This is a genomic window from Sphingomonas panaciterrae, assembly GCF_036890205.1.
GTDB lineage: Bacteria > Pseudomonadota > Alphaproteobacteria > Sphingomonadales > Sphingomonadaceae > Sphingomonas > Sphingomonas panaciterrae.
Genome location: NZ_JAKNQR010000002.1, coordinates 115795 through 141731, shown reverse-complemented (window position 1 = coordinate 141731; position 25937 = coordinate 115795). Strand labels below are relative to the sequence as shown.

Annotated in this window: 33 protein-coding genes; 15 read left to right on the top strand and 18 right to left on the bottom strand. The window is 65.8% G+C overall.

Annotation, left to right across the window (positions count from 1 at the left end; all coding sequences use genetic code 11):
• The first annotated feature begins 18 nt into the window (after positions 1-18).
• Together L8F96_RS07585 and L8F96_RS07580 are read left to right on the top strand one after the other, a co-directional pair.
• Positions 19-1110: an oxidoreductase gene (locus L8F96_RS07585; protein ID WP_334655687.1), complete on the top strand. Its 1092-nt coding sequence runs from the start codon at positions 19-21 to the stop codon at positions 1108-1110.
• Positions 1111-1140: 30 nt separating this feature from the next.
• A complete protein-coding gene (locus L8F96_RS07580; RefSeq protein ID WP_296220682.1) occupies positions 1141-1845 on the top strand; it encodes a hypothetical protein in 705 nt (234 codons plus the stop codon).
• A 28-nt stretch (positions 1846-1873) separates the two neighbouring features.
• Here the strand turns inward: L8F96_RS07580 and L8F96_RS07575 are convergent, their stop codons facing one another.
• Complete coding sequence (locus tag L8F96_RS07575; RefSeq protein ID WP_334655686.1) at positions 1874-2281, bottom strand: EVE domain-containing protein; 408 nt, start codon at positions 2279-2281, stop codon at positions 1874-1876.
• Positions 2282-2421: 140 nt separating this feature from the next.
• Between L8F96_RS07575 and L8F96_RS07570 the strand changes: the two genes are divergently transcribed.
• Positions 2422-2787, top strand: a complete 366-nt coding sequence (locus L8F96_RS07570; protein WP_046410664.1) for a hypothetical protein — start codon at positions 2422-2424, stop codon at positions 2785-2787.
• Between the two features lie 101 nt (positions 2788-2888).
• A complete protein-coding gene (locus L8F96_RS07565; RefSeq protein ID WP_125944984.1) occupies positions 2889-3167 on the top strand; it encodes a DUF3297 family protein in 279 nt (92 codons plus the stop codon).
• A 100-nt stretch (positions 3168-3267) separates the two neighbouring features.
• On the opposite strand, the gene L8F96_RS07560 is transcribed toward L8F96_RS07565, so the two are convergent.
• From L8F96_RS07560 to L8F96_RS07550, 3 genes are all read right to left on the bottom strand, one after another.
• Positions 3268-4245 carry an NAD(P)H-dependent flavin oxidoreductase gene (locus tag L8F96_RS07560; RefSeq protein ID WP_046410661.1) on the bottom strand — a complete coding sequence of 326 codons (978 nt, stop codon included), beginning with the start codon at positions 4243-4245 and terminating at the stop codon, positions 3268-3270.
• A 75-nt stretch (positions 4246-4320) separates the two neighbouring features.
• Positions 4321-4845: a gamma carbonic anhydrase family protein gene (locus L8F96_RS07555; RefSeq protein WP_046410659.1), complete on the bottom strand. Its 525-nt coding sequence runs from the start codon at positions 4843-4845 to the stop codon at positions 4321-4323.
• 287 nt (positions 4846-5132) lie between these two features.
• Positions 5133-6428, bottom strand: a complete 1296-nt coding sequence (locus L8F96_RS07550; protein WP_046410657.1) for an MFS transporter — start codon at positions 6426-6428, stop codon at positions 5133-5135.
• Between the two features lie 159 nt (positions 6429-6587).
• On the opposite strand from L8F96_RS07550, the gene pgsA reads away from it, so the two are divergent.
• From pgsA to L8F96_RS07535, 3 genes are read left to right on the top strand one after another with little or no spacing between them, the layout of a single operon-like run.
• Positions 6588-7154 (top strand): CDP-diacylglycerol--glycerol-3-phosphate 3-phosphatidyltransferase, encoded by a 567-nt coding sequence (gene pgsA / locus L8F96_RS07545; RefSeq protein WP_046411745.1) that lies wholly within the window; start codon positions 6588-6590, stop codon positions 7152-7154.
• Positions 7155-7160: 6 nt separating this feature from the next.
• Positions 7161-7412: a molybdopterin converting factor subunit 1 gene (gene moaD / locus L8F96_RS07540; RefSeq protein ID WP_136451217.1), complete on the top strand. Its 252-nt coding sequence runs from the start codon at positions 7161-7163 to the stop codon at positions 7410-7412.
• A complete protein-coding gene (locus L8F96_RS07535; RefSeq protein WP_136451216.1) occupies positions 7409-7858 on the top strand; it encodes a molybdenum cofactor biosynthesis protein MoaE in 450 nt (149 codons plus the stop codon). The genes moaD and L8F96_RS07535 overlap by 4 nt, the downstream gene beginning before the upstream one ends.
• 20 nt (positions 7859-7878) lie before the next feature.
• Here the strand turns inward: L8F96_RS07535 and L8F96_RS07530 are convergent, their stop codons facing one another.
• The gene (locus tag L8F96_RS07530; protein ID WP_136451215.1) at positions 7879-8559 is read right to left on the bottom strand and encodes a fasciclin domain-containing protein; all 681 of its coding nucleotides are present in this window, start codon (positions 8557-8559) and stop codon (positions 7879-7881) included.
• A 105-nt stretch (positions 8560-8664) separates the two neighbouring features.
• Between L8F96_RS07530 and thiE the strand changes: the two genes are divergently transcribed.
• The 4 genes from thiE to L8F96_RS07510 all read left to right on the top strand — a co-directional run bounded on the left by thiE (position 8665) and on the right by L8F96_RS07510 (position 11578).
• The gene (gene thiE, locus L8F96_RS07525; RefSeq protein ID WP_334655685.1) at positions 8665-9342 is read left to right on the top strand and encodes a thiamine phosphate synthase; all 678 of its coding nucleotides are present in this window, start codon (positions 8665-8667) and stop codon (positions 9340-9342) included.
• Between the two features lie 123 nt (positions 9343-9465).
• Positions 9466-10059 (top strand): M23 family metallopeptidase, encoded by a 594-nt coding sequence (locus L8F96_RS07520; protein WP_334655684.1) that lies wholly within the window; start codon positions 9466-9468, stop codon positions 10057-10059.
• 34 nt (positions 10060-10093) lie between these two features.
• On the top strand, positions 10094-10657 hold the full coding sequence (gene efp, locus L8F96_RS07515) for an elongation factor P (RefSeq protein ID WP_046410650.1): 564 nt from the start codon (positions 10094-10096) through the stop codon (positions 10655-10657).
• 108 nt (positions 10658-10765) lie between these two features.
• A complete protein-coding gene (locus L8F96_RS07510) occupies positions 10766-11578 on the top strand; it encodes an inositol monophosphatase family protein (RefSeq protein WP_125944975.1) in 813 nt (270 codons plus the stop codon).
• A 57-nt stretch (positions 11579-11635) separates the two neighbouring features.
• Here the strand turns inward: L8F96_RS07510 and L8F96_RS07505 are convergent, their stop codons facing one another.
• The 9 genes from L8F96_RS07505 to L8F96_RS07465 are packed head-to-tail and all read right to left on the bottom strand — an operon-like array spanning position 11636 to position 18187.
• Positions 11636-12544, bottom strand: coding sequence for a DUF481 domain-containing protein (locus L8F96_RS07505; RefSeq protein ID WP_231621995.1), 909 nt, complete (start codon positions 12542-12544; stop codon positions 11636-11638).
• A 57-nt stretch (positions 12545-12601) separates the two neighbouring features.
• Positions 12602-13078, bottom strand: a complete 477-nt coding sequence (locus L8F96_RS07500; RefSeq protein ID WP_046410647.1) for an RNA pyrophosphohydrolase — start codon at positions 13076-13078, stop codon at positions 12602-12604.
• Positions 13079-13084: 6 nt separating this feature from the next.
• On the bottom strand, positions 13085-13891 hold the full coding sequence (locus L8F96_RS07495) for a TrmH family RNA methyltransferase (RefSeq protein WP_334655683.1): 807 nt from the start codon (positions 13889-13891) through the stop codon (positions 13085-13087).
• Positions 13892-13904: 13 nt separating this feature from the next.
• Positions 13905-14174 carry an HPr family phosphocarrier protein gene (locus tag L8F96_RS07490; RefSeq protein WP_046410643.1) on the bottom strand — a complete coding sequence of 90 codons (270 nt, stop codon included), beginning with the start codon at positions 14172-14174 and terminating at the stop codon, positions 13905-13907.
• Positions 14171-14584: a PTS sugar transporter subunit IIA gene (locus tag L8F96_RS07485; protein WP_046411740.1), complete on the bottom strand. Its 414-nt coding sequence runs from the start codon at positions 14582-14584 to the stop codon at positions 14171-14173. The genes L8F96_RS07490 and L8F96_RS07485 overlap by 4 nt, the downstream gene beginning before the upstream one ends.
• A gap of 17 nt (positions 14585-14601) precedes the next feature.
• Positions 14602-15516, bottom strand: a complete 915-nt coding sequence (rapZ, locus tag L8F96_RS07480; protein ID WP_301090049.1) for an RNase adapter RapZ — start codon at positions 15514-15516, stop codon at positions 14602-14604.
• On the bottom strand, positions 15513-15944 hold the full coding sequence (locus tag L8F96_RS07475) for an HPr kinase/phosphorylase (RefSeq protein WP_334655907.1): 432 nt from the start codon (positions 15942-15944) through the stop codon (positions 15513-15515). Before L8F96_RS07475 ends, rapZ begins: the two co-directional genes overlap by 4 nt.
• 1 nt (position 15945) lies before the next feature.
• On the bottom strand, positions 15946-17514 hold the full coding sequence (locus tag L8F96_RS07470; protein WP_334655682.1) for a sensor histidine kinase: 1569 nt from the start codon (positions 17512-17514) through the stop codon (positions 15946-15948).
• On the bottom strand, positions 17483-18187 hold the full coding sequence (locus L8F96_RS07465; RefSeq protein WP_136451209.1) for a response regulator transcription factor: 705 nt from the start codon (positions 18185-18187) through the stop codon (positions 17483-17485). Before L8F96_RS07465 ends, L8F96_RS07470 begins: the two co-directional genes overlap by 32 nt.
• A gap of 104 nt (positions 18188-18291) precedes the next feature.
• Here L8F96_RS07465 and L8F96_RS07460 point away from each other — a divergent pair, with 104 nt between their 5' ends.
• Positions 18292-19380 carry a mechanosensitive ion channel family protein gene (locus L8F96_RS07460; protein ID WP_334655681.1) on the top strand — a complete coding sequence of 363 codons (1089 nt, stop codon included), beginning with the start codon at positions 18292-18294 and terminating at the stop codon, positions 19378-19380.
• Here L8F96_RS07460 and L8F96_RS07455 read toward each other — a convergent pair.
• Complete coding sequence (locus L8F96_RS07455; RefSeq protein ID WP_334655680.1) at positions 19377-19826, bottom strand: NfeD family protein; 450 nt, start codon at positions 19824-19826, stop codon at positions 19377-19379. The two genes, L8F96_RS07460 and L8F96_RS07455, sit on opposite strands and share 4 nt — an antisense overlap.
• Positions 19823-20806 carry an SPFH domain-containing protein gene (locus tag L8F96_RS07450; protein ID WP_046410634.1) on the bottom strand — a complete coding sequence of 328 codons (984 nt, stop codon included), beginning with the start codon at positions 20804-20806 and terminating at the stop codon, positions 19823-19825. The genes L8F96_RS07455 and L8F96_RS07450 overlap by 4 nt, the downstream gene beginning before the upstream one ends.
• A 122-nt stretch (positions 20807-20928) precedes the next feature.
• On the opposite strand from L8F96_RS07450, the gene guaB reads away from it, so the two are divergent.
• From guaB to L8F96_RS07435, 3 genes are read left to right on the top strand one after another with little or no spacing between them, the layout of a single operon-like run.
• Complete coding sequence (gene guaB / locus L8F96_RS07445; RefSeq protein WP_046410632.1) at positions 20929-22386, top strand: IMP dehydrogenase; 1458 nt, start codon at positions 20929-20931, stop codon at positions 22384-22386.
• Between the two features lie 6 nt (positions 22387-22392).
• Positions 22393-23565 carry an RsmB/NOP family class I SAM-dependent RNA methyltransferase gene (locus L8F96_RS07440; RefSeq protein ID WP_334655679.1) on the top strand — a complete coding sequence of 391 codons (1173 nt, stop codon included), beginning with the start codon at positions 22393-22395 and terminating at the stop codon, positions 23563-23565.
• A 33-nt stretch (positions 23566-23598) separates the two neighbouring features.
• Positions 23599-24099 (top strand): tetratricopeptide repeat protein, encoded by a 501-nt coding sequence (locus tag L8F96_RS07435; RefSeq protein WP_125944968.1) that lies wholly within the window; start codon positions 23599-23601, stop codon positions 24097-24099.
• 21 nt (positions 24100-24120) lie between these two features.
• On the opposite strand, the gene rsmA is transcribed toward L8F96_RS07435, so the two are convergent.
• Both rsmA and pdxA read right to left on the bottom strand, forming a co-directional pair.
• Positions 24121-24936, bottom strand: coding sequence for a 16S rRNA (adenine(1518)-N(6)/adenine(1519)-N(6))-dimethyltransferase RsmA (gene rsmA, locus L8F96_RS07430; RefSeq protein ID WP_125944967.1), 816 nt, complete (start codon positions 24934-24936; stop codon positions 24121-24123).
• Complete coding sequence (pdxA, locus tag L8F96_RS07425) at positions 24933-25937, bottom strand: 4-hydroxythreonine-4-phosphate dehydrogenase PdxA (RefSeq protein WP_136451315.1); 1005 nt, start codon at positions 25935-25937, stop codon at positions 24933-24935. Before pdxA ends, rsmA begins: the two co-directional genes overlap by 4 nt.

The following is a 25937-nucleotide window of genomic DNA, read 5'->3' as shown; positions in this document are numbered from 1 at the left end:
CAGCGGAGAGAAAAGGCCATGGATGATTGCCGCGTTGCGCTGATCGGCTTCGGCTATGCCGGCCGGGTGTTTCACGCGCCGCTGATTGGCGCCACCCAGGGGCTGCGGATCGCTGCGGTCGCTTCCTCGCGTCCCGATACGGTGCGCGCCGCGCTCGGCGATGTCGCGGTCGAGGCGACGCCCGAGGCGGCGATCGCGCGCGACGACATCGATCTGGTGGTGATCGCCACGCCCAATGATCGTCACGCCCCGCTCGCGATGGCGGCGCTGGACGCCGGCAAGCATGTCGTGGTCGACAAGCCCTTCGCGCTGACGCTCGCCGATGCCGCCGCGGTGGTCGACGCCGCTCGCCGGGCAAAGCGGCTCGTCAGCGTCTTTCACAACCGCCGCTGGGACAGTGACTTCCTCACCGTCGCGGCAGCGATCGCGCGCGGCGACCTGGGGCAGGTTGTCCATTTCGAAAGCCACTTCGACCGTTTCCGCCCGCAGGTGCGCGATCGCTGGCGCGAGCGGCGCGTGCCGGGCGGGGGCATCTGGTATGATCTGGCGCCGCATCTGATCGATCAGGCGGTGCATCTGTTCGGCATGCCCGAGCGGATCGAGGCCGATCTGGCGGTGCTTCGCCCGGGCGGGCAGGCTGATGACTGGGCGCACGCCGTGCTCGCCTATCCCGACAAGCGGGTAATCGTGCACGCTTCCATGCTGTCGGCCGGCGGCAGCCCGCGCTTCGTGGTGCATGGAACGGGCGGTACTTTGGTCAAGGCGATGCCCGATCAGCAGGAGGCGCAATTGCTGGCCGGCATGATCCCGGGCGTGCCGGGCTGGGGGGAAGATCCCGATTCCGCGATCCTCCACGACGGCGCCGGCAGCCGGGCGGTTGCCACGGTCAGCGGCGATCAGCGCCGTTTCTACCGGGGCGTCGTGGCCGCGATCCGCGGGGAGGGGCCCAATCCCGTTCCGCCAGAAGAGGCACTTGCCACCATGTCCTTGATCGAGGCTGGCCTGCGCGCCTCGGCGGAGCGACGCGCGGTCACGCCCGCGCTCCCGGCAAACGTTACAATGTCGTCGGAAACGCCCTGGCGACTGGAAGGCAGGCCGCCGCGCCCATAGGCGTCACCGTTCGTGAAAACGGGAGACTTCATGCGCCTGTCCTGTGCCCTGGTGCCGCTCGCCTTCCTGGCCGGCGCCGCTCATGCCAGCACCTATCCCTCGATCCCCGAGCCGATGATCTTCGACATGGTCCGCCCGCTCGGCGCGGAGCGCGGCGAGCTGGAGGTCAATGTCCTTGCCCAGACCGGCTCGCCCTTCGGCGCGAACGAGACCGAATGGGCGCCAGAGATCGAATATGCCTTTGCCCGGGGGCATGCGATCGAGTTCGAGCTGCCGTTCGACGGCCGCCGGCTGGCCGCCTACAAGCTTGGCCTGCAATCCTCGCTCGGCGCGTCGGCGGACGGGCGCAGCGCGCATGGCGTGCAGTATCTCGGCATCTATCACCGCGACAGCGGCCGCTACACCAACACCTTGCTGTACCTCGCCGGCCACCGCTTCAACGCGCGCTGGAGCACGATGAACATGATCGGGCTCGACGATATCAGCCTGGGTCGGCGGACGGGACGCAATGGCCTGCTGCTCAACCATGCGCTGTTCTACGATGCGCGACCCGGCACGATCCTGGGCGCCGAGCTGAACGTCGCCGGCGGCGCCGAACGCAGCGTCAAGCTCAGCCCGCAGATCCACCGGCGCGTCTCCCACGCCGCCAACGTCCAGCTGTCGCTTGGCGTGGAGAAGCTGCGCGCCCACCGCGCGCGGCCCACCGCGGGCCTGCGCGTCGTGCGCGAGTTCTGACGCTGTTCCCCGCCGCCGGCTGCACGCGTCAGCCGACTGCGCCGCCCAATTCCATCAACACGTCCCACTCCTCGTCGCGAACCGGCGTCACCGACAACCGGCTCTGCCGCAGCACCTCCAGCCTGGCGAGCCGCGGGTGGCTCTTCATCGTCGCCAGCGGTACCGGGTTGGCCAGCCGTTCTACCGGGCGGACCCGCACCTTGGCCCATTGTTCCTTGTCGCCATCGGGTTGCCATGCGCGGATGATCTCCATCACGCCGACCGCGGCCTTTTCCTTGTTGCTATGGTAGAAGATCGCCTGGTCGCCGGGCTCCATCTCCTTGAGGAAATTGCGTGCCGTATAGTTGCGCACGCCGTCCCACTCGGTCTCGCCCTCGCGGACCAGATCATCCCAACCGTAAACGTCCGGCTCCGACCGGAGCAGCCAATAGGCCATGTCTTTTCCCTAAACCCCTTGTGAACGCGACATTCCGAGCCGGTTCAGCCCGAATCGCGCAAGTAGCATGAACGCGCTTGCCGCATCATGCGTTTGCACCGGGAGAGCGGACCGAGCGTAGCTGTATGAGGAGGTTCGAGATGAACGGTTTTCTGATGAAGGCGGGGCTGGGGACCGCGATGGCCGCCACCGCCCTTGCCGCCGCCGCGCCGGCAGAGGCGCAGCGCTGGCGCCGTGGCTATGATCGCGGCGGCGATGTTGCTGCCGGCGCGCTGATCGGCGGCGTCATCGGGCTTGGCCTTGGCGCGGCGATCGCGTCGTCCAACGATCGTGGTCGCTGGGGCGGCTATGGTTATGACGGCTATTACGATCGCTACGACCGTCGTGGCTGGGCGCCGCGCCGGTATTACAACAACTACCGCTACAATTATCGCCCGCGCTGCTTCCAGCAGTGGCGCTACGATCCTTATTACGGCGGCCGGGTGCCGGTGCGCATCTGCCGCTAGGCCGGGGTCCCACCAGCACGCAGGGACCGGCGCGGGGAGCAACGCTTCCCGCGCCGCTTTTTTTGTTGGGCACCGCGATCGGATCGGCTACGCGCGCGGCCATGACCGATACGCCCCCCGACCATCTTTCGATCGATCCTTCGAGCCCGTATTTCGACCAGCCGACGCTGGAACGCGGCATCGGCATCCGGTTCAAGGGTGTCGAGCGCAACGATGTCGAGGAATATTCGATCTCGGAGGGGTGGATCCGCGTCGCGCTGGGCAAGAAGGTCGATCGCCACGGCCGCCCGCTGACGATCAAGCTGAGCGGCCCGGTTGAGGCCTATTTCCAGACCGGCGGCGACACTGTCGCTGACGAAGGCGACGACGCCCAGGCCTAAATCCGGCTGGTGACAAACGCGGGAGGGATCGCCTTCCCGCGTCAATCATCACGTACCATCAGGCGCGGCGCCGGCGACATTCCGGCGCAGCGCCCGATACTCAGGCAGCCGACAGCTGCAGCCGCGCGCGCGCGGCATTATATTCGCGCTCCATGCGGTCGATCCGCTCGGCGACGGTTTCCACCTTCTGCACCGCGCCGATGCCCTGGCCCGATCCCCAGATGTCGCGCCACGCCTTTGCCTTCGCCGGCTCGCCGTTCGAATTCTGGCCGAAGTTCATCGTCTTGTAATCGCCCTGGGGCAGATTGTCGGGGTCCAGCCCAGCCCGCTCGATCGAGCCGCGCAGGTAATTGCCGTGCACGCCGGTAAAGAGGTTGGAATAGACGATATCGGCCGCCTTCCCCTCGACGATGCCATTCTTGTAGCCCTCATCGGCATTCGCTTCGACCGTCGCGATGAAGGGCGATCCGATATAGGCGAAATCAGCGCCCATTGCCTGCGCGGCGAGCACCGCATCTCCCGTCGCGATCGCGCCCGACAGCGCGACCGGGCCGTCGAACCATTGCCGGATCTCGCTGACCAGCGCGAAGGGCGACAGGCGACCGGCATGGCCGCCCGCACCGCTCGCCACCGGGATCAGCCCGTCGGCACCCTTTTCGATCGCCTTGCGCGCAAACCGGTCGTCGATCACGTCGTGGAAGGTGATACCGCCCCAATTGTGCACCGCCTGGTTCAATTCCTCGCGTGCGCCGAGCGAGGTGATGGTGATCGGCACCTGCCACTTCTCGCAGGTGGCCAGATCCGCCTCGAGCCGGTCGTTGGACTTGTGCACGATCTGGTTCACCGCGAAGGGCGCGGCGGGGCGATCCGGATTGTCGCGGTTGTGCGCCGCCAGCTCCTCGGTGATGCGGTGCAGCCACTCGTCAAGCAGCCCCTGCGGCCGCGCATTGAGCGCCGGGAAGGATCCGACGATCCCCGCCTTGCATTGCGCGATCACGAGATCGGGCCCGGAGATGATGAAAAGCGGGGAGCCGATGACCGGCAACCGCAGGCGAGAAAGGATCGCTGGGACAGACATAATTTTGGTTATGTCCTCCCCGAAACTATCTGTCCAGCATGTACCATCGGCTCCCTGAACAATCGTAAAGGACGCTCAGTCCACCCGGCGCAGGTTGTCGCCGGCATCGCGTGCATTCTGCACATAATGCGCTGCCGAGACCTTCAGCGATGCGATCGCCGCCTCGTCCAGCTGCTTCACCGCGCGCGCCGGGCTGCCCACGATCAGGCTGCCGGGCGGGAAGGTCTTGCCTTCGGTGACCAGCGCGTTGGCGCCGACGATGCAGTCATCGGGGATGACCGCGCGGTTAAGGACGGTCGCACCCATGCCGATCAGCACGCGGTCGCCGATCGTGCAGCCATGAAGGATGGCATGGTGGCCAATCGTGCAATCCTCGCCGATGGTCAGCGGCGCGCCCGGATCGGAATGGAGCATCGCGCCTTCCTGGATGTTGCTGCGCGCGCCGATCGGGATGGTCGTATTGTCGCCCCGGATCACCGCGCGGAACCACACGCTGCTATCCTCCGCCAGCCGCACGTCTCCGACCAGATCGGCGCTGGGCGCAACCCAGGCGGTCTCGTGACAGACGGGCCGCCGGCCGCGGAATTCGTAAAGAGGCATTTTTCTCTCCTGTATCATCCTTGGACAGTTGCGCACCGCGGTCACGAATGGCGGGTGCGAAAAGGTAAATGCGGCGTTAACCATTGCCTATGGATCGTCAGCCTCCTCCGTCATCCTTCCGCCACCCGATGCGCCAGAGGATGGCGCCGCCCACCAAGGTGCGCGATCGGCGCGACGACGATCAGGATCTGAAGCTGTTCGTGCTGAGCTTCACCGCCTTCTTCATCTGCTTCTACACCTTGATGATGTGATCGCCCGTCGCCCGAGCTGACGGTCGCGCCCGCGGGTCAGTCGCAGGCGCGATGGAGCCGTTGCGCGATCCATGCCGAGACGAGGCACATGCCAGCGACCACCAGCAGCAACTGGCTCGCCGTCGCCCCCAGCGCCGTGATCCCCGCCACCGCGGCCGATCCGATCGTCATCGCGCCGGCGTTGACGACATTGTTCGCCGCCACGGTGCGCGCGGTCTGGTCCTTGGGGACGGTGGTGGTGAGAAAGGCGTAGAGCGGCACCACGAACATGCCGCCGAATGTCGCCACGAACAGCAACGTCAGCAGGACGAGCGGCGCGCCCGGATGCGTTACGAACGCGGGAATGTCGTACAGCGTCCCCGCAGGCGCGGCATCCCAGCGGGTCGCGACGAACCAGAAGGCAAGCACCGCCGCGCCCATCGCGATGACCGACGCGGGCGAATAACGCGCCGAGATCTGCCCGCGCAGCATCAGGTTGATCACCACCGATCCGATCGCCACGCCGACCGAGAAGATGGCGAGCACCAGGCTGGCGACGCTGGCGTCCGCGGTCAGCACGTTCTTCACCAGCGGCGGGAAGATCACCACCAGCACCGATCCGATCGTCCAGAAGAAGCTGATCGCGCAGATCGCGAGGAACAGGCGTGGGATGTGCATCGTGCCCGCCACCAGCCGCCACGACGCGCGCAGCGGATGGAAATCGAGCTTCAGCGGCGGGCCGAGGCGCGGGGCAGGGGGCACCAGCCGCGCGGAAATATAGCCCAGCAGCGCAACGAGGAAGGTGGTCGTCGCGATGAGGGTGATCGATTCGTAGATGAACCCGGCCACGATCGTGCCGAGCAGGATCGACAGGTACGTGCCCGCTTCGACCAGGCCCGTGCCGCCCAGCACGTCCTCATCCTCCAGATGCTGCGGCAGGATGGCGTATTTGATCGGGCTGAAGAAGGTCGAATGAATGCCGAGCCCGACGATCGCCAGCAGCATCAGCGCGACCGGCAGCGTCACTTGCCCCGTCCGCGCGAGCAGCAACCCGGCGCAACCGATCGCCATGATCACGAACTCGGCGATTTTCACCAATCGGATGATGCGCGCCTTGTCGGTCGTATCCGCCAGCTGCCCGGCCAGCGCCGACAGGATGAAATAAGGAAGGATGAAGAGCGCGGCGGCCAGCGCGTTGAAGAAGCTTTCCTGCGTTTCGCTCGCGAAAATCTCATAGGTCGCGAACAGGACCATCGAGGTCTTGAACAGATTGTCGTTAAACGCGCCGAGGAACTGGGTGATGAAAAGCGGCAGGAAGCGCCGCCGTTTAAGAAGCCCGAGGGCATTGATCATGGCGCAAAATGGCCCGGTTGTGGCAGAATGGAGGCGGGCATAGCCGTTGGTCGACGGTGATGCCAACCCTGCGCATAGTACGATCGATGCCGCCCCATGGACCCGATCGGCACGGTGAGCAGGCTTGCACCGGGGCGCTGCCGGTTTAAGTCTGCTGTCGTGTTATCGCTTCCCAACCTTCTCACCCTGTCGCGAATCGTCGCCGTGCCGGCGCTGGTGGCGCTGCTCTGGTGGCCCAGCTGGCACACCGGCTTCGGCCTTGCGTTCGCGCTCTACTGCCTGATGGGCCTGACCGACTATTTCGACGGCTATCTGGCGCGCGCGCAGGGTACCGTCTCGAAACTGGGCGTCTTCCTTGATCCGATCGCTGACAAGATCATGGTCGCGGCGGTGATCCTGATGCTGGTCGGCACACGGCACAATGACATCGCCGTCATCACCGGCGTTCACATCATCGCCGCGCTGATCATCCTGTTGCGGGAAATCGCGGTCTCGGGCCTGCGCGAGTTCCTCGCGGGGCTTCAGGTGTCGCTCCCCGTTTCGCGCCTCGCCAAGTGGAAGACCGCGTTGCAGCTGGTCTCGTTCGGCGCGCTGATCCTCGCCGGCGCGTTGCCCGCGCTCGGCTGGATCAAGCTGGTCGGGCTGGTCTCGCTCTGGGGTGCCGCCGCGCTGACGCTGGTCACCGGGTGGGATTATCTGCGCGCTGGCCTCCGGCATATGGACTGACCGGCCATGCGGATGGTGTATTTCGCGTGGGTGCGTGAGCAGGTCGGCGTGCCCGAGGAGGATGTCGCTCCACCAGCCACCGTGGTCACGATCGCCGATCTGGTGGATTGGCTCGCCGGTCGGTCCGAGGCGCACGCCACGGCCTTTGCCCGCCGCGATCGGCTACGGGCGGCGCGTGACCAGAACTTCGTGCCCCTCGATACGCCGATCGACGGCGCGGCGGAGATCGCGATCTTTCCCCCGGTGACGGGCGGATGATCCGGGTCGTGGTCAGCGACGCGCCGATCGATATCGCCGCGGAAATGACGCTGGCCGAGGGCGCGGGCGACACGCAGGGCGGCGCCGTCGCGACCTTCACTGGTCTGGTGCGCGGTGACGATGGCGTCACCGAACTGACGCTGGAACATTATCCCGGCGCCACCGAGAGGGCGCTCGAGGCGCTTGCCGCGGAAGCGTCCGCGCGCTGGCCGCTCGCGGGGGTGACGATCGTGCACCGGGTCGGGCCGATGCACCCCGGCGACCGGATCGTGTTCGTCGCCGCCTGTTCGGCGCACCGCGCCGCCGCGCTCGACGCCTGCGCCTTTCTCATCGACCGGTTGAAGACCGATGCGCCGTTCTGGAAGCGGGAGCGGCTGGGCGCGGAAACGCGCTGGGTGGACGCGCGCAGCACCGATGATGCGGCCGCCGCGCGTTGGCGCGGCTGAGGCGGGCTAGACCCTCGCCGTCAGCCCATGCGGGGAACGAGCACCCCGTTCACCACATGAACGATCCCGTTGACCTGCTGGACATCAGGCGTCTCGACATAGCTCTTGCTGCCATTGGCATCGATCAGCGCGATCGCCTGTCCGTCGCTGGTTGCGGTCAGCGGCACGCCCGCGACCGTGGGCAGCTGCACCGATCCCCCCGCGGCGGCGATCCGCCCGCGCAGGTCGGCGAGGGTGATCGTGCCGGGCACCATGTGATAGCTCATGACCCGGTCCAGCGCAGGCCGGTTGGCGGGGGCAAGAAGCTGGTTCACCGCACCGCGGTTCAGGCGGCCGAAGGCGCTGTCGGTGGGCGCGAAGACGGTGACCGGGCTGGCCGCGGACAAGGTCTGGCGCGCGGTGCTCAGGCTGATCGCCCGGGTCAGCATCCGCAGATTGGGGGCGCTGGCGCAATTCTCCGCGATGGTCCGGTTGCCCAGCATCGCGGCGCCGCCGACATAGGGGTTGATCGCAGTGGCGGCGGCAGCGGCGCGCATCCCCGCGAGGGTCAGCGGCGGTGCAACCGGCGGCGGCTGGTGCGCGACCGCGGGCGGCGCGGGCGGCAGCTGCGCCACCTGCTTTGCGGGCTGGCTGCACCCGGCCAGCACCGCCAGGATGCCGGCCGCTGCCGGCAGGGCGAAGGCTCTCGAACGATGTGCCATCATCGCGGTTAAACGCGGCAGGCACGGCGTTCGTTGCACGCGGAGCGGGGGGCAGGTGTTGGCCACGGGCTTCCGTATGCGTGTCCGTGCGGCTAGGCGAGTGAAATGATCGAAGATCCCCTGGGCCCGCTCGACCCCGAATTTGCTGCCGCGTTCAAGCGCGACGATCGTCGCCCGCCGTGCCAGCTGTATCTGATCTCCCCGCTCGACGTTGCCGGCGCTTTCCCGGACCGTCTCGCCCGCGCGCTCGATGCTGGCCCCGTGGCCGCGTTTCAATATCGCGTGAAGGACATCAACCAGCATGATGCCGCGCGTCTCGCCGAGCCGCTGCAGCGCATCTGCGCCGACCGCGACGTGGCGTTCATCGTCAACGACAGCATCTCGCTCGCCAAGCGGCTCGGCGCCGACGGTGTCCATCTCGGCCAGGAGGATGGTGACCCGCGCGAGGCGCGGCAGATCCTCGGCCCCGGCGTCCAGATCGGCGTCACGTGCCACGACAGCCGCCACCTCGCGATGGAGGCGGGGGACGCGGGTGCGGACTATGTCGCCTTCGGCAGCTTCTATCCCACCACCACCAAGCAGGTGAAGCATCGCCCCGAACCCGTGATCCTGTCCTGGTGGTCGACCCTGTTCGAATTGCCCTGCGTGGCGATCGGCGGGATCACCCCAGAAAACGCGCCGCCGCTCGTTGCTGCGGGCGCGGACTTCATCGCCGCGTCGGGCGCGGTCTGGAGCGGTGACGAGGCAGCGGCCGTCCGCGCGTTCAACGCCGCGCTCGGCTGAGCACGACGCTCAGCCGTCGCCCGGCGGGAAACAACCGCCGCCTGATCGGTTTGCCGATGATGAAGGTAGAGGCTCCGGCCCCTGCCTTCGCTTGGTTGGAACCGGCAGGGGAGCCAGGATGCAATGACGCGGCTGGGCGGAACGATCTTGTCCCTCATCCTGCTGGCGGTGATCGGTTTCGCCTCCATGCTGTCCTTCGGGCCAGTCGCTCCTCAGAAGCGGCCAAACTTCTCCGCAGACAGGCCGATACCCCCCGCTGAACCCGCGGTCGCGGCCACGATCGGTATGCCCGTCGCAGGGGTTTCGGCGGATCAGATCGCCGACAGTTGGGGCGACAGCCGCGGCGACGGCACCCGCGCGCACCAGGCGATCGACATCCTCGCCCCGGGTGGAACCCCGGTCCTCGCGGCCGCCCCGGGGCAGGTGGAAAAGCTCTTCGAAAGCGCCGCCGGCGGCACCACGCTCTACGTCCGCTCGCCGGGCCGGGAATGGATCTATTATTATGCGCATCTCGCCGGCTACGCCCCGGGAATCCGCGAAGGATCACCGGTTCAGCGCGGCACGCTGCTGGGATTTGTCGGCGACACGGGCAACGCGGGGGCGGGCAACACGCACCTGCATTTCGCGGTCAACCGGATGGCGCCGGGTGAGCGCTGGCATCAGGGAACGCCGGTCAATCCGTACCCGCTGCTTGCCGGATCGGCACTTCGCCGCTAGACGCGCCCATCGCTCTTTCCAGCAGGTATAGACCATGAAGATCAGCGGCGTCGATATCCGTCCGGGTAACATTATCGAGTATGAAGGCGGCATCTGGCGCGCCGTGAAGATCCAGCATACGCAGCCCGGCAAGGGCGGCGCCTATATGCAGGTCGAACTCAAGAACCTGCGCGATGGTCGCAAGAATAACGTGCGTTTCCGCTCGGCGGAAACGGTGGAGCGCGTTCGCCTTGATACCAAGGATTTCCAGTTCCTGTTCGCTGAGGGCGACAGCCTCGTGTTCATGGACAAGGAAACCTATGACCAGGTGACGCTGCCGCGCGATCTGCTTGGTGATGCCGCCGCGTTCCTGCAGGATGGCATGGACGTGGTGATGGAACTCTACGAAGAGGAAGCCATCAGCGTGCAGCTGCCGGATACGATCGAGGCGACGATCGTCGAGGCGGACGCCGTGGTGAAGGGGCAGACCGCCTCGTCCAGCTACAAGCCGGCCGTGCTCGACAATGGCGTGCGCGTGATGGTGCCGCCGCACATCGCAAGCGGCACGCGCATCGTGGTCGACGTGTACGAGCAGACCTACGTCCGCCGCGCCGAATAGTCTTTCCCGCAGGCGGGAGGGGCCAGGGGAGGGCATGTCTCCCGGCGTCGCGTTTTCGTTTCAGGCCCTCCCCTCGCTTCCTCACGGGGAAGCAAGAAAGTAGACGACATGCCAGCTCATTCCGGTCTCTTCACCGTCATCGAACGCGCCGCTCGCAAGGCCGCGCCACGGCTGCGGCGCGACTTCAACGAAGTCCAGCACCTTCAGGTGAGCCGCAAGGGGCCGGCGGATTTCGTGTCCATGGCTGACAAGCGTGCCGAGCAGACGCTGTATGAGGAGCTTTCCAAGGCGCGACCCGACTGGGGCTTCATCATGGAAGAGCGCGGCGAAGTGGCGGGCGACCCCAACAAGCCGCGTTTCATCATCGACCCGCTCGATGGCACCACCAACTTCTTGCACGGCATCCCGCATTTCGCGATGTCGATCGCGGTTGAAGAGCCGATGCCCAACGGCAAGCGTGAGATCACGACCGCGCTGATCTACCAGCCGCTGACCGACGAAAGCTTCTGGGCGGAGAAGGGACGCGGGGCGTGGTTGCAGGACCAGCGCCTGCGCGTATCTTCTCGTCGTGAGCTGACCGAGGCGGTCGTCGCGACCGGCATCCCGTTCATGGGCCATGGTGACTTTGCCGAATGGACCCGCATCTTCGGCTCCATTGCGCCGCAGGTGGCGGGTATCCGCCGGTTGGGCTCGGCGGCGCTTGATCTTGCCTGGGTCGCGGCCGGCCGGTTCGACGGTTATTGGGAATCAAAGCTGCACATCTGGGACGTCGCCGCCGGCATGTTGCTGGTCAAGGAAGCCGGCGGCTTCGTGACCGATTTCCGCGGTGGTGATCGCGCGCTGGAACGCAACGAGTTCCTCGCCGCCAATGACGGCCTGCACTCCAAATTGCACAAGCTGCTGGCTGGTGCGCTCCGCTGAGTTGACGCTGCTCGGGAATGTTTGCGCGTGCCCGTTCAAGGCGCGCGCGCATGGCTGTCAGAACGTATACACCAGCGACGCCCGGCTGATCGTGTCCGTGGACACGCGGCCCTCGGGCGGCATGCTTTCATATTGTACTGTGTAGCTCACCTGCGCGGAGAGCGGCCCCAGCAGCTTGGCGGCCATCGCGGTCGTGCTGCTGACGGTGGAGTTGAACTGCTGCAGATAGGCCGATGCGTCCTGCCGCAGCGTCAGGCCGGGGGTCAGTTTCCAGTCAAAGTCCACGCTCCCGCGCGCTGCGATGCTGCTCTCCACCGTTGCATCGGTGAATTCCGTGTGACGGAAGGCAGGGCCCAGTTCCAGGTTCAGCGTCACCTTGGGTGACTGGATCGCGCTGTAACCCGCACCGGCCGATGCCGAATAACGATCGGAATAGCCCAGGAAGCGATCGCTTTCATACTGAAGCGCGCCATAGACATAGCGACGGGAATCGAGTTTCCAGTTGGGCTCATAAGCGGCGAGATAATGTTCGCGCGTGGTGATGCCGAGGCTGCGCTGGTAATCGATCCGCCCGCGTAGCTTGTGCCGCCACTCCAGCCCTTCGCGCGTCAGGTCCAGCACGCCGGTTGCGCCCGCCGTGTTGGAATTACCGGTCGTGATGAAGCCTCCCACCTCGGCGCGCCCGACCCACAGGTCGGTCCAGCCGGCCCGGACGATCCGCGTCTGGCGATCCTTGGCGCGCACCTCGCGCCATTCGTCCGCGATCCGCAGCACAGCATCGCCGCTCGCCGGATCGGCGGCGCGGGCATATTTGACGATGGTCGAAACCTCGTTCTCGTTACCCGAGGCGATGGCGGCATCCAGCATCGCGCGGATCGGCGGCGGAATGACGATCCGCTCCTCATCCTGCGTGGCGCCTCCATCAGCAGCAGCTGTCGCAGCGATCAGGAGGAGCGGGTAGATCACGATGCAGTCATACCTAAAAGCGTGAAGCGGGTGAACGGAAGGCCGGTGGGCAGTGGGTCAACCGAGGTGAGTTGAAAAGGCGCCGAGCACTTCCCGATAGAGCGTGCGCTTGAACGGAACAATGATGGTCGGCAAGTCTGCGGGGTCTGCCCATTTCCAGGCGCGGAATTCGGGATGCTGCGTGTCGATCCGGATGTCATTGTCCGAGCCGAGGAAGCGGAAGAGGAACCAGCGCTGGACTTGCCCGCGGTAGCGGCCCTTCCATACCTTCCCAATGAGCTCAGGCGGAAGGTCGTAGCGGAACTCCTGCGGCGCCTCGGCGATCAGGGAGACGTGCTCTGGCCGGATACCGGTTTCCTCGCCCAGTTCGCGCAGCGCCGTTTCCAGGGGTTGCTCGCCCGGGTCGATGCCGCCTTGGGGCATCTGCCAAGCCTCCAGGGTAGTATCCAGCCGCTGGCCGACGAATACCTTGCCGCTGCCATTGAGCAGCATGACGCCCACGCAGGGTCGGTACGGGAGATCGGCCGTGGACATGAAAAGCTACCCTCTGTTCTGCGCGTGGGCGAGGACCTCATACGCCATCACCGCAGTCGCGACAGCCGCGTTCAGGCTGTCCGCTTTACCAAGCATCGGCATTTTGACGAGGAGGTCGCATTCCGCCTCGATCTCCGCCGGCAGGCCTTGCGCTTCGTTGCCCGTGAGAAGGAAGGTGGGCGTTTGATAATCTGCATGACGGTAATGGTTGTCGGTGCGCAGGCTCAGGCCGACCAACTGGCCGGGCCCGCTTCGCAGCCAAGGCAGGAACTGGTCCCACGATGCGCGCACCAGTGGCACGGTGAACAGCGCCCCCATGCTGGCCCGCACTGCTTCGGTCGAGAATGGATCGACGCTGTCGCCGATGAGGATCAGTCCGCCCGCACCCACCGCATCTCCCGTGCGCAGGATCGTGCCGAGATTGCCGGGATCTCGGAGCCGTTCGGCGACAAGCCAGATTGGGCTGGTGGTACGATCAAGATCCTCCAGACGCGAATCGAACGTGTCGAACGCACCAACCACGGCCTGGGGATTATCCTTGCCCGACAGCTTCGAGAGGATCGCTTCGCTGGTCTCGATCGCTTCGCCGCCGCTGCCTTCGACCGCATCCACCAGTGCGGATACGAGCGGATGCCGGGCGCTGGGGGCGGCAAAGAACAGATAGCGCGGAACACGGCCTGTCTCGCGCGCCTCAGTCAGGATGCGCAGCCCCTCGGCAAGGAAGAGGCCTTCTTCGCGGCGATGACGCTTGTCGCGCAGCGATTGGATCCGCTTGACCAGCGGATTGGAAAAAGCGGTGATGGTACGCGGCATCTCTGATCCGTTGTCAGTCTTCGCCGAACTTCTCTTCGACAAGGGCGCACATCGTGTCGACCACTTGAGCGGCATTGTCGCCCTGCGCGCTGATCGTGATCGTGTCGCCCTTCGCGGCACCCAGCATCATCAGCCCCATGATCGACGTGCCCGTCACGGTGGCACTGCCCTTCGCGACCTGCACCGCGATCGGCTGCTGCGTCGCGAGGGTGACGAACTTCGCGCTGGCCCGTGCGTGGAGCCCACGGCGGTTGGAAATGAGAACCTCGCGCGAGACCGTCACGCGACCGCTTCGCCCATGCCCAGAACCTCGGAGGCGACGGAAATGTACTTTCGCCCTGCCTCTCGCGCGGCTGCGACCGCGGCGGCAACCCCCATCTTGCGACGCGCCGACTCAAGCCGGATCAGCATGGGCAGGTTGATGCCTGCGATCACCTCGATGTGGCCGCGCTCCATCAACGAAATGGCGAGGTTGGAGGGCGTGCCGCCGAACAGGTCGGTCAGGACGATGACGCCGCGCCCGCCGTCAACATCGGCGATCGCCTGGCGAATATCCGCGCGGCGCGCCTCCATGTCGTCGTCAGGGCCGATCGCGACCGTGCGCACCTGCTCCTGCGGCCCCACCACATGTTCCATTGCCGTCACGAATTCATCGGCCAGCCGGCCGTGCGTAACGAGCACCAGCCCGATCATCTGTGTCGTCAATCCGTTCATTGCCCGTCAGGCCGATCCTCGAACGTACCCTGCTGCAGTGCCGCAAGATCCCGATGGACCACCGTGGGCGAAAATGCCGCGCTGCGCAACCGCGCTGCCACGCGCTCCGCCACATGGACCGACCGGTGTCTTCCGCCGGTACAACCGAAGGCGATATTGATATAGGATTTTCCTTCGGCGCGGTAGCGGGGTAGCAAGAGCAGCAGAAGGTCCTCGATCCGCGATACGGCAGGCTCATAGGCAGGATCTTGCGCAACATAATCCGCGACCGGCCCGTCGATTCCCGTGCCCGGACGCAGGGCGGGATCCCAATGCGGGTTGCGCAAAAACCGCATGTCGAACACGAGATCGGCGTCGCGGGGCAAGCCCCGCGAGAAGCCGAAAGACATGACCGTGATCGCGGGCTCTCCCAGACCCGGGTGGAAGAACCGGCGCCGGATAGCCTGTGCGAGATCGGCACTGGTGTAGTAGCTGGTGTCAATCAGGCCCGCCGCCCAGCGGCGTAGTGGATCGACCAGGGCACGCTCCCGCTCGATCCCTTCCCGTGCGGGGCGGTCGGCGGCGAGGGGGTGGCGACGGCGCGTCTCATCATAGCGCCGGGCGAGCTCGTCGGATGCGCAGTCAAGGAACAGGACGCTGATGTCGTGCCGACCGGCGGACCGAAGCCGATCGACCAGTCGCACGATCGCTTCTGCATCGAAGTCCCGCGTGTTCGCGCCGATGCCGATCGCAAGAGGGCGTGACGTCTCATCACGTCCCGAAGCCGCCTCGGCACTAAGCAGGCGATCGAGCAGGAACAGGGGGAGATTGTCGACGATCTCCCATCCCAGATCCTCCAGCGTGTTCAGGGCGGTGGATTTGCCTGCTCCCGACATCCCGGTGACCAGCAGGATTTGCGAAGGAGGCGTCATGGGAAATCGTGTCTCAAGGCATATTCGATGACGAGCGGTGCGGAGGCCGGTCGTGGATCAAGGTTCACGAGCCGAACCGCTATTCCAGCGAACGTCTCGAACAATCGTTCCGGCATACGGTCGGGCGCGGGCATGTTGTCCCGGAGAAGCCGGACGGCCAGCACGACGGGCACGTCATCAACGTGGGGAACCGGCACAATCCCGAGGCCGCGGATTTCCAGGCGCCCGCCGATGGTCATTGGCGCACTGGCGAGCAATGCCGAGGGCGTCGGTGTGAGCCGGGTATAATCATCGGACACGAGCAAAGCTCCCCGGTCGATCAGGCGAAGCGCGAGATCGGATTTGCCGACGCCGGATGAACCCATCAGCATTATGCCCCGCCCGTCGATCGCAACGGTCGAGGCGTGAATGGTCTCAATGCCAGACATGTTATTGATAACCGGGGAAGGGTAGTCGGAGGACGAAGCGGGCGCCACTTAATCGATCCTCCCGCGACTCGACGTGAATTGTCCCGCCATGCGCCTCTACGATCGTCCGGGCAATCGCCAATCCCAGGCCGGAATGCCGCCCGAAATCTTCGCCGTCGGGACGGATCGACTGAAATCGACGGAAGATGGCTTCGCGCGCGTCTTCGGGCACGCCTGGCCCTTCGTCCTCGAAGCGCAGCTCCAGCTTGCCCGCACGGACCGAGGGCGCGATCGACACGACACCGCCCTGCGGGGAAAACGAGACCGCATTATCGATCAGATTTTCGAACACCCGCTCGAGGCGCGCGCCTTCCCCAAGGATGACGAGTGACGTTGCGCCCGCATCATCGAACCGAAGGCGAACGTCACGGTCGATACCGCGCTCCTGATGATGGGCAATGATCGCCTTCAGCATCGCGCCGATATCGACGGGTTCGAATTTTGCGCGGCTGAGCTGCGCGTCCAGTCGCGAGGCATCGGAGATGTCGCTGATCAAACGATCCAGGCGGTGCACATCGTCCCGAACGATCGCCAACAGGCGCTCCTGAAGTTCGGGATCCTTGACGCTGGCGAGGCCGTCAACGGCGGAGCGGAGGGAGGCGAGGGGGTTCTTCAATTCGTGCGTGACGTCGGCTGCGAATGCCTCGGTCGCGTCGATGCGTGCCCGCAGCGCGAGGCTCATGTCCGACAGCGCGCGCGCCAGCATGCCGATTTCGTCCCGTCGATCCGGCAGGCGCGGCACCACCACCTCGCGCGCACGTCCCAAGCGGACGCGAACCGCCGCCCGCGCGAGCCGGCGGAGCGGCCGGACGATCGTGCGCGCGAGGAAGAGCGACAGGAGGATCGACACCAGCGTCACGACGGCCAGGACGACGCTCAGCCGGAAACGCTCGACCCGTACGGTCTGGGTAATGTCTCGCGCGTTGATCGTGGTCATCAGGGCGGCGTTACCGTTCGGCTGCCGCGCGGCTGCGGTAATGACCGGGGTGCGATCGGGCGCCCGCCACACCGTGCCCGATGGGTAACCGGTCAGCGCGCTCTTCACGTCCGTCCAGTCCAGCCCATCGTCACGCTCACGATACAATGGCGGGCGTTTGGCTCCGACGACGGTGTCGATGCCGGCGTCGAGAAAGCGCGCAATTCGCTGGCCGAGGCCGTCCTTGTCTGGATCGCGCAGCAGGAAGTTGCGCTCGCCCAAGGCCCGGCTGTCGTAGAGCAGGTCGCCATTGGCAGCGAAAAGGCGGATGCGTGTGCCCGTATCGCGCGCAAACAGGCGAATGAGCGGCGCGCGCGAAGCCGGCGGGGCGACGGCCAGAGCCTCCGCCATGAGGCGCGCCTCCCGGATCGCCTGCTCCGTTCGGCTATCGAGGATCCTGCTGCGATAGGAATCGAGGTAAAAGAACCCGCCTGCCAGAAGCAGGAGGGCGAACACATTCACCGCGAGGATCCGGCGAGTAAGCGATACCCGGCCGGACCAGCGAAGCGTCAGGTCGCTGGAGTCATTCTTCTGAGAAACGGTATCCGGCGCCATATAAAGTCTCGATGGCGTCAAAGGCCGGATCAACCTGTCGGAACTTGCGACGAACGCGCTTGATGTGGGAATCGATCGTGCGATCATCGACGTAGATGTCGTCCTGGTACGCCGCGTCCATCAACTGATTGCGGGTCTTCACGATGCCAGGGCGCTGCGCCAGCGTCTCCAGAATCAGGAATTCGGTGACCGTCAGCGTGACCGGTTCACCCTTCCACGTCACCTTATGCCGCGCGGGATCCATCGAGAGGTGCCCGCGGTCGAGCGCCGCCGCGACCTCCGCCTCCCCAGGCTCGCTCGCCAGCGCGAGGTCGGTGCGGCGCAAGATGGCGCGGATACGCGCGATCAGCAGCCGCTGGCTAAAGGGCTTGGCGATATAATCATCCGCGCCCATCGCGAGGCCAAGCGCCTCGTCGAGTTCATCATCCTTGCTCGTCAGGAAGATGACCGGAACCTGGCTGCGCTCACGAAAGCGCCGAAGGAGTTCCAGCCCATCCATCCGCGGCATCTTGATGTCGAAGATTGCGAGGTCCGGCGGATTATCCACCAGAGCCTTCAGCGCTGTCTCACCATCCGAATACACCCGCGTCAGAAACCCTTCGGTCTGAAGCGCGATAGACACGGAGGTGAGGATATTTCGGTCGTCGTCGACGAGCGCGATCGTTGCCGTCATGGAACGGAGCGATACTGCAAAGCGGCTGATGTCTCAATGGCGTGTGACAAGAGTGATGCTGCAATGCAGTGGAACCGCGGCTCCTCAAGGTCGCTTGTGCTGGCATGAGGATCGAGTGGACTGGCTGGGAGGTGCCGTCGCTGATCGCCAATGTCGCGATCGCGGCCGCGGCGGTGTTGGTCGGGCTCGTTGTTCACGCGCTCTTCATGGCGGTAGGCCGGCGTCTGGCCGCACGCACACCAGATTCGATTGACGACGCCGCGTTGGCGCTCGCGAAGCGACCGCTGCGCTGGATCGCAGCCGCAATTGCGCTCGCGGCGAGCCGACGCTTCCTCGATCTGCCATCCTGGGCCAACGAGCTTTGGGGGCTCGCCGCGGGTTTCATCGTCCCCGGCCTGATCGGGTGGCTGCTGATCACGATCGTTCGGGTATATGCGCGGGCGGTCGAGATCCGATACGACATCGCGGTCGAAGACAATCTTCGTGCCCGCCGCCGGCGCACACGAACCACGATCCTCAGCCGGATCGGCGTCATTGCCATCGCGCTGATCACCATCGCCTTGATGCTGTTGTCTATCCCCAGCATCAGGAGCATCGGGATCACGCTCATGGCATCCGCCGGCCTTGCCGGTCTTGCAGTGGGTGCCGCAGCGCAGCCTGCGCTCAAGAACCTGATCGCCGGCGTCCAGCTTGCCTTTACCGAGCCGATCAGGATCGACGATGTGCTGATTATCGAGGGTGAGTGGGGAAGGGTGGAGGAGATCCGCCTCACCTATGTGGTGGTTGCTCTTTGGGATGAGCGCCGATTGGTTGTTCCGGTATCCCGCTTTCTCGAGATGCCGTTCCAGAACTGGACCCGCAACACGAGCCAGTTGCTTGGCAGCGCCTTCTTCTGGCTGGATCCGACCGCCGACATTCCCAGGCTTCGCGCACATTACGAACAGGTCGTCCGTGCGAACCCGCGCTGGGACGGTCGCGCCTTTGTTCTTCAGGTAACCGATACGAGGCCCGACGCGATCGAGGTGCGTGTCCTCGCGACCGCCAAGAATGCGACCACCGCCTTCGACCTGCGGTGCGATCTTCGGGAAGCCATGCTCGCCTTCATTCGCGACGAAATGCCCGAGGCGCTGCCGCGCCGTCGCCTTGTTCAGGTGGATGATGTGCTTGCCGCTGATCACCCGGCCCGGGCCTAGACCTTCTCCACTACGGCAGTGACGCCATCGAATTTGACGATGCGCACCGTCGCCCCGGCCGGGCTGTCAGGTCCAGTGGCAGGCCATTCGCCGTCGCCGATCCGGACACGGCCCCGGCCGGAAACGATCGGCGCGGTGACGGTCACATGCTGGCCGACGAGCCGGGCCGCGCGATCATTCAGGTGCGGATCGCTCGAATCCACCGGATAGTCGCGGTACCAGCTTTGGCCGATCATCACGGTCATCACGCTCCAAGCTGCAAATACGGCGAGCTGCACCGCGATCGGCAAATCCGGAAACGCGAAGGTCACCGCCGCCAGCACCGCGGCCGCAATGGCAACGAAGATCAGGAAGATGCCGGGAACGAGCAGCTCCGCAATCGCCAGAAGCACCGCGCCGATGAGCCACACCAGCGCCATGTTGGAGAGGATGCCGTCCAGCATCATTCAGGTCCGCGTTCGCGAACACGAGGCACCGTCTGGCGCGCGGCGGAAGGTGGCGGGTTGGTCGCCACGCCGGCTTCAGCAAGTGCAGCCTTGGCCAGTTCGCCAATCCCGCCCAGCGTGCCAACCAGCTGGGTGGCCTCTACCGGGAAGAGGATCGTCTTGGCATTCGGACTCGTCGCGAATTTGCCGACCGCCTCGACGTACTTTTGCGCGATGAAGTAATTGAGGCTCTGCGTCCCGCCCTGCGCGATGGCGTCCGATACGACTTGTGTCGCCTTCGCCTCGGCCTCAGCGCCGCGCTCGCGCGCTTCAGCTTCGCGGAATGCGGCTTCGCGGCGGCCTTCTGCTTCGAGGATTCGGGCCTGCTTCTGGCCTTCAGCGCGCAGGATTTCGGAAGCGCGCATGCCTTCCGCCTCAAGGATATTCGCACGCTTTTCGCGTTCCGCCTTCATCTGGCGTCCCATGGCATTCACGATATCGGCGGGCGGGCGGATGTCCTTGATCTCGACGCGGGTGATCTTGACGCCCCACGGAGTCGTCGCATGGTCGACTACCGCGAGAAGCCGCGCGTTGATCTCGTCACGTTTGGACAGGGTTTCGTCGAGATCCATTGATCCCATGACAGTGCGCAGGTTGGTGGTCGTCAGCTGCAGCAGCGCCGTATGCATGTCGGAGACTTCATAGGCGGCCTTGGCGGCGTCCAGCACCTGAAAAAAGACGACCCCGTCGGTGGAGATCATCGCATTATCCTTGGTGATGATCTCCTGCCCCGGAATGTCGATGACCTGTTCCATCATGTTCACCCGGCGGCCAACGCGATAGAAGAAGGCCGGATAGAAATTGAACCCCGGCGCCGCCGTGGTGGTGTACCGGCCGAAATGCTCGATCGTGTATTGATAGCCCTGGCGCACGATCTTGATGCTGATCATCAGGTACAGAAGGACCAGCACCAGAACGAGCGCCGCGGTGAGAAGTGCCATTCGCCTCGATCCTCTCGCTTTTCGTTCAACAGCCTAGCAGTCGGATGCGAGGGGGCCTAGCGGATTGGCGCCCGCGCGGTTACATGGCCCGCCACTTCCCTGCGCAACGGAAACGGCATCTCATGGATATTCGGCTCGGCCTCACCTTCGACGACGTACTGCTCGTCCCCGGCGCTTCCGAGGTGTTGCCGAGCGGAGCGGATACCCGCACGCGGGTAACGCGGGACATCGCTCTTAATATCCCGATCCTCTCCTCCGCGATGGATACAGTGACAGAGGCGGACATGGCGATCGTCATGGCGCAGCTGGGCGGCATGGGGGTGCTGCACCGCAATCTGACCATCGAAGAACAGGTTGCGGCGGTGCGTCAGGTGAAGCGCTTCGAAAGCGGAATGGTGGTTAATCCGATCACGATCAGCCCCTGGGCGACATTGGCCGAAGCGCAGGCGCTGATGGCGCAGAACCGGATCAGTGGCATCCCGGTCGTGGAGGCGAACGGCCGCCTGGTCGGCATCCTGACCAACCGCGACGTCCGCTTTGCCGAAAACCCGATGCAGCCTGTGTCAGAGCTGATGACGCGCGAGAACCTGGCGACGGTGCGCGTCGGCGTCGGGCAGGAAGAGGCGCGGCGCCTGCTTCACCAGCGGCGGATCGAGAAGCTGATCGTTGTTGATGAGGATTATCGCTGCGTCGGCCTGATCACGGTGAAGGATATCGAGAAAGCCGTCACCTATCCGGATGCCACCAAGGATGCGGCAGGCCGGCTGCGCGTGGCGGCGGCGACGACCGTCGGTGACAAGGGGTTCGAGCGCACCGAGGCGCTGGTCGACGCCGAGTGCGATCTGGTGGTGATCGACACGGCGCACGGCCACAACCGTGATGTGGCCCGCGCGGTCGAGCGGGTGAAGAAGCTGTCCAACTCGGTCCAGGTGGTGGCCGGCAACGTGGCCACCGCCGAGGCGACCCGATCGCTGATCGATGCGGGCGCGGACGGGATCAAGGTCGGCATCGGCCCGGGTTCGATCTGCACCACCCGTGTCGTCGCCGGCGTGGGCGTGCCGCAGCTGACCGCCGTCATGGACTGCGCCGAGGCTGCACGGGGTAGCGGCGTGCCAGTGATCGCCGACGGTGGGCTGCGCACCTCGGGTGATCTCGCCAAGGCGCTCGCCGCTGGCGCCGCGACCTGCATGGTCGGATCGTTGCTCGCCGGTACCGAAGAGGCGCCTGGCGAAACCTTCCTGTACCAGGGCCGTGCGTACAAGTCGTACCGCGGCATGGGCAGCGTTGGCGCGATGGGCCGCGGCTCTGCCGACCGCTACTTCCAGGGCGACATCAAGGATCAGCTGAAGCTCGTGCCGGAGGGCATCGAGGGACAGGTGCCGTTCAAGGGGCCCGCGCGTGACGTGATCCACCAGCTGGTCGGCGGGATCAAGGCAGCGATGGGCTACACCGGTGCCGCAACCATCACCGAACTGCGCGATCGCGCCAACTTTGTCCGCATCACCGGCGCGGGACTGAAGGAAAGTCACGTTCATGACGTGACGATCACGCGCGAAGCCCCCAATTACCCGACGCGCTGATCTCCCGTGACGCCCGCTGCACGCACCCAGGCTGCGATCGAATTACTTGACGCGGTCATTGCGGCGGCGCGCGAGGGCGGGGCGGCGGCAGATACGCTGATCGCGCGCTACTTTGCCGCGCGGCGCTATGCCGGCTCGAAGGACCGGCGTGCTGTGCGAGAGCTGGTATATGCCGCGATCCGCACCTGCGGTGAGGCTCCCGCCTCCGGCCGTGCCGCCATGTGTCTGCTGGCAAGGACGGATGAGCAGCTTGCCGCGACCTTCGACGGCTCAGCTCATGGTCCTGCGCCTTTATCAACCGACGAGCCAGTGGCGGTTCCGGGAACGGTACCGGGCTGGATCGGCGAGGCGCTCGAACGCGCCGGGATCGGTCCGGACGAATGGCCCGCACTGATTGAGCGGGCGCCGCTGGACGTACGTCTGCGCAAGGATGTGGGCCATGCAGAGGTGCTCGCACGCTGGCCCGATGCGCAGGTGATCCCGGGATTGCCGCAGGGGCTGCGATTGCCCTCGGGAACCGATGTCGCGTCGATGGCGGGCGCGGTGGAGGTGCAGGACGCTGGCAGCCAGGCGGTGTCGCTCGCCGCAGCGGCGTCCGCAGGCATGACGGTAGTGGATCTGTGCGCGGGAGCTGGCGGCAAGACGCTGGCACTGGGCGACGCGATGGGCGGTGAAGGTCGCATCGTCGCCTGCGATGTTGATCGCGCACGTCTCTCGCGTCTGGCGCCGCGCGCCGCCCGGGCGGGGCTTTCGATCGTGGAGACTCGCCTCCTCAACCCTAACCGGGAGCTGGAGGCGCTTGCCGACCTGCAGCGCACCGCAGACGTGGTATTCGTCGACGCGCCATGCTCGGGGACGGGGACCTGGCGGCGTAACCCCGAGGCACGGTGGCGCCTCACGCCGGATCGGCTTGCTCGACTGACCGCGACCCAGGCACACGTGCTCGAGGTGGCAGAAACGCTGGTGCGGCCGGGCGGGGCGCTAGTCTATGTGGTCTGCTCGCTCCTTGACGAGGAGGGGAGCAACCAGGTGGATGCGTTCCTGCGCGGTCATGCCGGCTGGAGCGCCGCTCCCATCGATCTTCCCCTTGGCGCTGCTCACGGCAATGGCCATCGGCTGACCCCGGCGCGTGACGGCACGGACGGTTTTTTCGTCGCGCGGCTGCTGGCGCCATGCTAACTCGTTGACGTCGTGCCGAAGCTGGAGCCCTTGATGCGTTACACGTCCGTCGCCGTCGCAGCCGCTCTCGCGATGGTTTCGATCTCGACGTCGCTGCACGGCGCGCGGCCGGACGACCAGATTGATGCAAAGTCGATGGCGTTGCTGGAGCAGGGCCGTGCAGCCCGGGCTGCAGGCAATGTCGAGGGCGCGATCGACCTCATTGAAACGGCGGTCGTCGTTGATCCGCGCAATCGGCAGGGCTTCATCGAGCTGGCCGAATTGTCGCGGGCGCGTGGCCTGCCGGGCAAGGCGATCCGGCTTTATCGCGAGGCGTTGTTGCTGGAGCCCAATGACGTGAACGCCCTTCAGGGCCAGGGCGAAGCCTTGGTGGCGAAGGGCGCGGTCGAGCGGGCCAAGGCAAATCTGGCGCGGGTAAAGACCCTCTGCAAGACCGCTTGTCCGCAGGCCAACGCGCTGGCGAGTGTGATCGCCAAGGGGCCGCCGGTTGCGACCGCCAGCACGGTGCCGGTGAAACCTACCGCAAAGGACTGATCGCCAAGCCCCGGAGGGCGTTTAGCTGAGCCGGCGAGCCACAGCGACGAACTCCGCCACGCTGACTGTCTCGGCGCGTCGGGTTGCGTCGATACCCTCCGCCTCCAATGCCTCGAGCGCGCCGGGAAGGCTGCGGAGGCTCTGGCGCAGCATCTTTCGACGCTGGCCGAATGCGGCGGCGGTCAGCGCTTCCAAGCGGCGCAGGTCTACGCCCTCCGGCGCTTCTTTCGGCACTATGTGAACGACCGCAGACATCACCTTTGGCGGCGGCGTGAACGCCGAGCGATGAACGGGCATCGCGATCCGCGGAACGCTGCGCCACTGCGCCAGCACCGCCAGCCGCCCGTAGGCGTCGGTGCCCGGTGCAGCCACGATGCGATCGGCAACCTCGCGCTGGAACATCAGGGTAAGCGATTGCCACCACGGAAACCACTCTGCCGACAGCCAGCCGACGAGAAGCGCGGTTCCGACGTTGTACGGAAGGTTGGCGGCGATGTGCGGCTTGCCCTTGAACAGCGGTCGAGGGTCGATCGCCAGCGCATCGCCCTCGATGACCGACAACTGGCCGGGGAACGCGACGCTCAGTTCGTCGAGCGCAGGGATGCAGCGACGGTCGCGCTCAATGGCGGTCACGTTCGCGCCAGCTTGCAGCAAGGCACGCGTCAGCCCGCCCGGCCCGGGGCCGACCTCCAGCACTTCGGCGCCAGCAAGGTCGCCCGGAATACGCGCGATGCGCGCGAGCAGCTGCGCGTCAAACAGGAAGTTCTGACCAAGCGCCTTTGACGCGCTCAATCCATGCCGCGCGATCACGTCGCGCAGCGGCGGCAGCTCCGTCATAGATTTGGGCAGGCAGCCCGATGGGCAGCAGCCTCTGCGGCCATCAGGATCGCGGCAATCATGGCGCCCGGCTCCGCCTGGTTCTGGCCAGCGAGCGGGAAGGCGGTGCCATGATCGGGCGAGGTGCGAACCACGGGCAGCCCCAATGTGATGTTGACGCCATCATCGAAATGGAGCGCCTTTAGCGGGATCAACGCCTGATCATGGTAGCAGCACAAGGCCGCGTCATAATGGCTGCGCGCACGCGCATGGAACATCGTGTCGGCCGCAAACGGGCCCACCGCGGCGATACCCTCCTCGCGCAAAATCGCGATGGCAGGCTCGATCACCTCGATCTCCTCATGCCCCAACGCGCCGGATTCTCCGGCGTGAGGATTGAGGCCGGCGAAGGCGAGACGCGGCTTTTCGATGCCGAAGTTGCGGCGCAAGCCCCTGGCCGTCGCGCGGGCCTTCGCAACGATAAGGTCGATCGAGAGCAGCCCGGGTACGTCCGCCAATGCCACATGGGTGGTCATCGGCACGACCCGCAGCGATGGGCCGGCGAGCATCATCACGGCATTCTCGCGCGCGACGCCGAACCGCTCGGCCACGAACTCCGTCTGGCCGGGATAGTTGAAGCCAATATCATAAAGCTGCGCCTTCGACACCGGTCCGGTGACAAGCGCACGCGCAGCACCCGATCGTGCAAGCCCCACCGCCAGCTCCAGCGAGTGCAGCGCACATCGCGCACCGTCCGCGTCCGGCTCTCCCGGCGTAATCTCTCCGGCGTCCTCGACGGTCAGGACCGGGAGCGCCTGATCGAACGCCCCGTCCACCTCACGCAAATCGTTGATCTTGGCGACCGGCCCTTTCCACACCCGCTCGATCGCGCGCGCATCGCCCACGGCGAAGAAGCGGGGCAGGGCGGCAATCGAACGTGCAGCCCAGGCTTTGGCGATCACCTCTGGCCCGACGCCAGCCGGATCGCCCATCGAAACGGCAAGTGGTGCTAGGCTCGCGAT

Bases quoted from the DNA above. Each gene is read 5' to 3' on its own strand.
- L8F96_RS07580 (WP_296220682.1), top strand. From the start codon at position 1,141: ATGCGCCTGTCCTGTGCCCTGGTGCCGCTCGCCTTCCTGGCCGGCGCC.
- L8F96_RS07520 (WP_334655684.1), top strand. From the start codon at position 9,466: ATGACGCGGCTGGGCGGAACGATCTTGTCCCTCATCCTGCTGGCGGTG.
- L8F96_RS07470 (WP_334655682.1), bottom strand. From the start codon at position 17,514: ATGGCGCCGGATACCGTTTCTCAGAAGAATGACTCCAGCGACCTGACG.
- L8F96_RS07465 (WP_136451209.1), bottom strand. From the start codon at position 18,187: ATGACGGCAACGATCGCGCTCGTCGACGACGACCGAAATATCCTCACC.
- L8F96_RS07550 (WP_046410657.1), bottom strand. From the start codon at position 6,428: ATGATCAATGCCCTCGGGCTTCTTAAACGGCGGCGCTTCCTGCCGCTT.
- L8F96_RS07530 (WP_136451215.1), bottom strand. From the start codon at position 8,559: ATGGCACATCGTTCGAGAGCCTTCGCCCTGCCGGCAGCGGCCGGCATC.
- L8F96_RS07535 (WP_136451216.1), top strand. From the start codon at position 7,409: ATGATCCGGGTCGTGGTCAGCGACGCGCCGATCGATATCGCCGCGGAA.
- rsmA (WP_125944967.1), bottom strand. From the start codon at position 24,936: ATGACGGAGCTGCCGCCGCTGCGCGACGTGATCGCGCGGCATGGATTG.
- L8F96_RS07565 (WP_125944984.1), top strand. From the start codon at position 2,889: ATGACCGATACGCCCCCCGACCATCTTTCGATCGATCCTTCGAGCCCG.
- L8F96_RS07500 (WP_046410647.1), bottom strand. From the start codon at position 13,078: ATGTCCACGGCCGATCTCCCGTACCGACCCTGCGTGGGCGTCATGCTG.
- L8F96_RS07435 (WP_125944968.1), top strand. From the start codon at position 23,599: ATGCGTTACACGTCCGTCGCCGTCGCAGCCGCTCTCGCGATGGTTTCG.
- L8F96_RS07460 (WP_334655681.1), top strand. From the start codon at position 18,292: ATGAGGATCGAGTGGACTGGCTGGGAGGTGCCGTCGCTGATCGCCAAT.
- L8F96_RS07575 (WP_334655686.1), bottom strand. From the start codon at position 2,281: ATGGCCTATTGGCTGCTCCGGTCGGAGCCGGACGTTTACGGTTGGGAT.
- L8F96_RS07450 (WP_046410634.1), bottom strand. From the start codon at position 20,806: ATGGCACTTCTCACCGCGGCGCTCGTTCTGGTGCTGGTCCTTCTGTAC.
- L8F96_RS07585 (WP_334655687.1), top strand. From the start codon at position 19: ATGGATGATTGCCGCGTTGCGCTGATCGGCTTCGGCTATGCCGGCCGG.
- L8F96_RS07560 (WP_046410661.1), bottom strand. From the start codon at position 4,245: ATGTCTGTCCCAGCGATCCTTTCTCGCCTGCGGTTGCCGGTCATCGGC.
- moaD (WP_136451217.1), top strand. From the start codon at position 7,161: ATGCGGATGGTGTATTTCGCGTGGGTGCGTGAGCAGGTCGGCGTGCCC.
- L8F96_RS07455 (WP_334655680.1), bottom strand. From the start codon at position 19,826: ATGATGCTGGACGGCATCCTCTCCAACATGGCGCTGGTGTGGCTCATC.
- L8F96_RS07510 (WP_125944975.1), top strand. From the start codon at position 10,766: ATGCCAGCTCATTCCGGTCTCTTCACCGTCATCGAACGCGCCGCTCGC.
- guaB (WP_046410632.1), top strand. From the start codon at position 20,929: ATGGATATTCGGCTCGGCCTCACCTTCGACGACGTACTGCTCGTCCCC.
- L8F96_RS07570 (WP_046410664.1), top strand. From the start codon at position 2,422: ATGAACGGTTTTCTGATGAAGGCGGGGCTGGGGACCGCGATGGCCGCC.
- efp (WP_046410650.1), top strand. From the start codon at position 10,094: ATGAAGATCAGCGGCGTCGATATCCGTCCGGGTAACATTATCGAGTAT.
- rapZ (WP_301090049.1), bottom strand. From the start codon at position 15,516: ATGACGCCTCCTTCGCAAATCCTGCTGGTCACCGGGATGTCGGGAGCA.
- L8F96_RS07475 (WP_334655907.1), bottom strand. From the start codon at position 15,944: ATGTCTGGCATTGAGACCATTCACGCCTCGACCGTTGCGATCGACGGG.
- L8F96_RS07485 (WP_046411740.1), bottom strand. From the start codon at position 14,584: ATGATCGGGCTGGTGCTCGTTACGCACGGCCGGCTGGCCGATGAATTC.
- L8F96_RS07555 (WP_046410659.1), bottom strand. From the start codon at position 4,845: ATGCCTCTTTACGAATTCCGCGGCCGGCGGCCCGTCTGTCACGAGACC.
- thiE (WP_334655685.1), top strand. From the start codon at position 8,665: ATGATCGAAGATCCCCTGGGCCCGCTCGACCCCGAATTTGCTGCCGCG.
- L8F96_RS07495 (WP_334655683.1), bottom strand. From the start codon at position 13,891: ATGCCGCGTACCATCACCGCTTTTTCCAATCCGCTGGTCAAGCGGATC.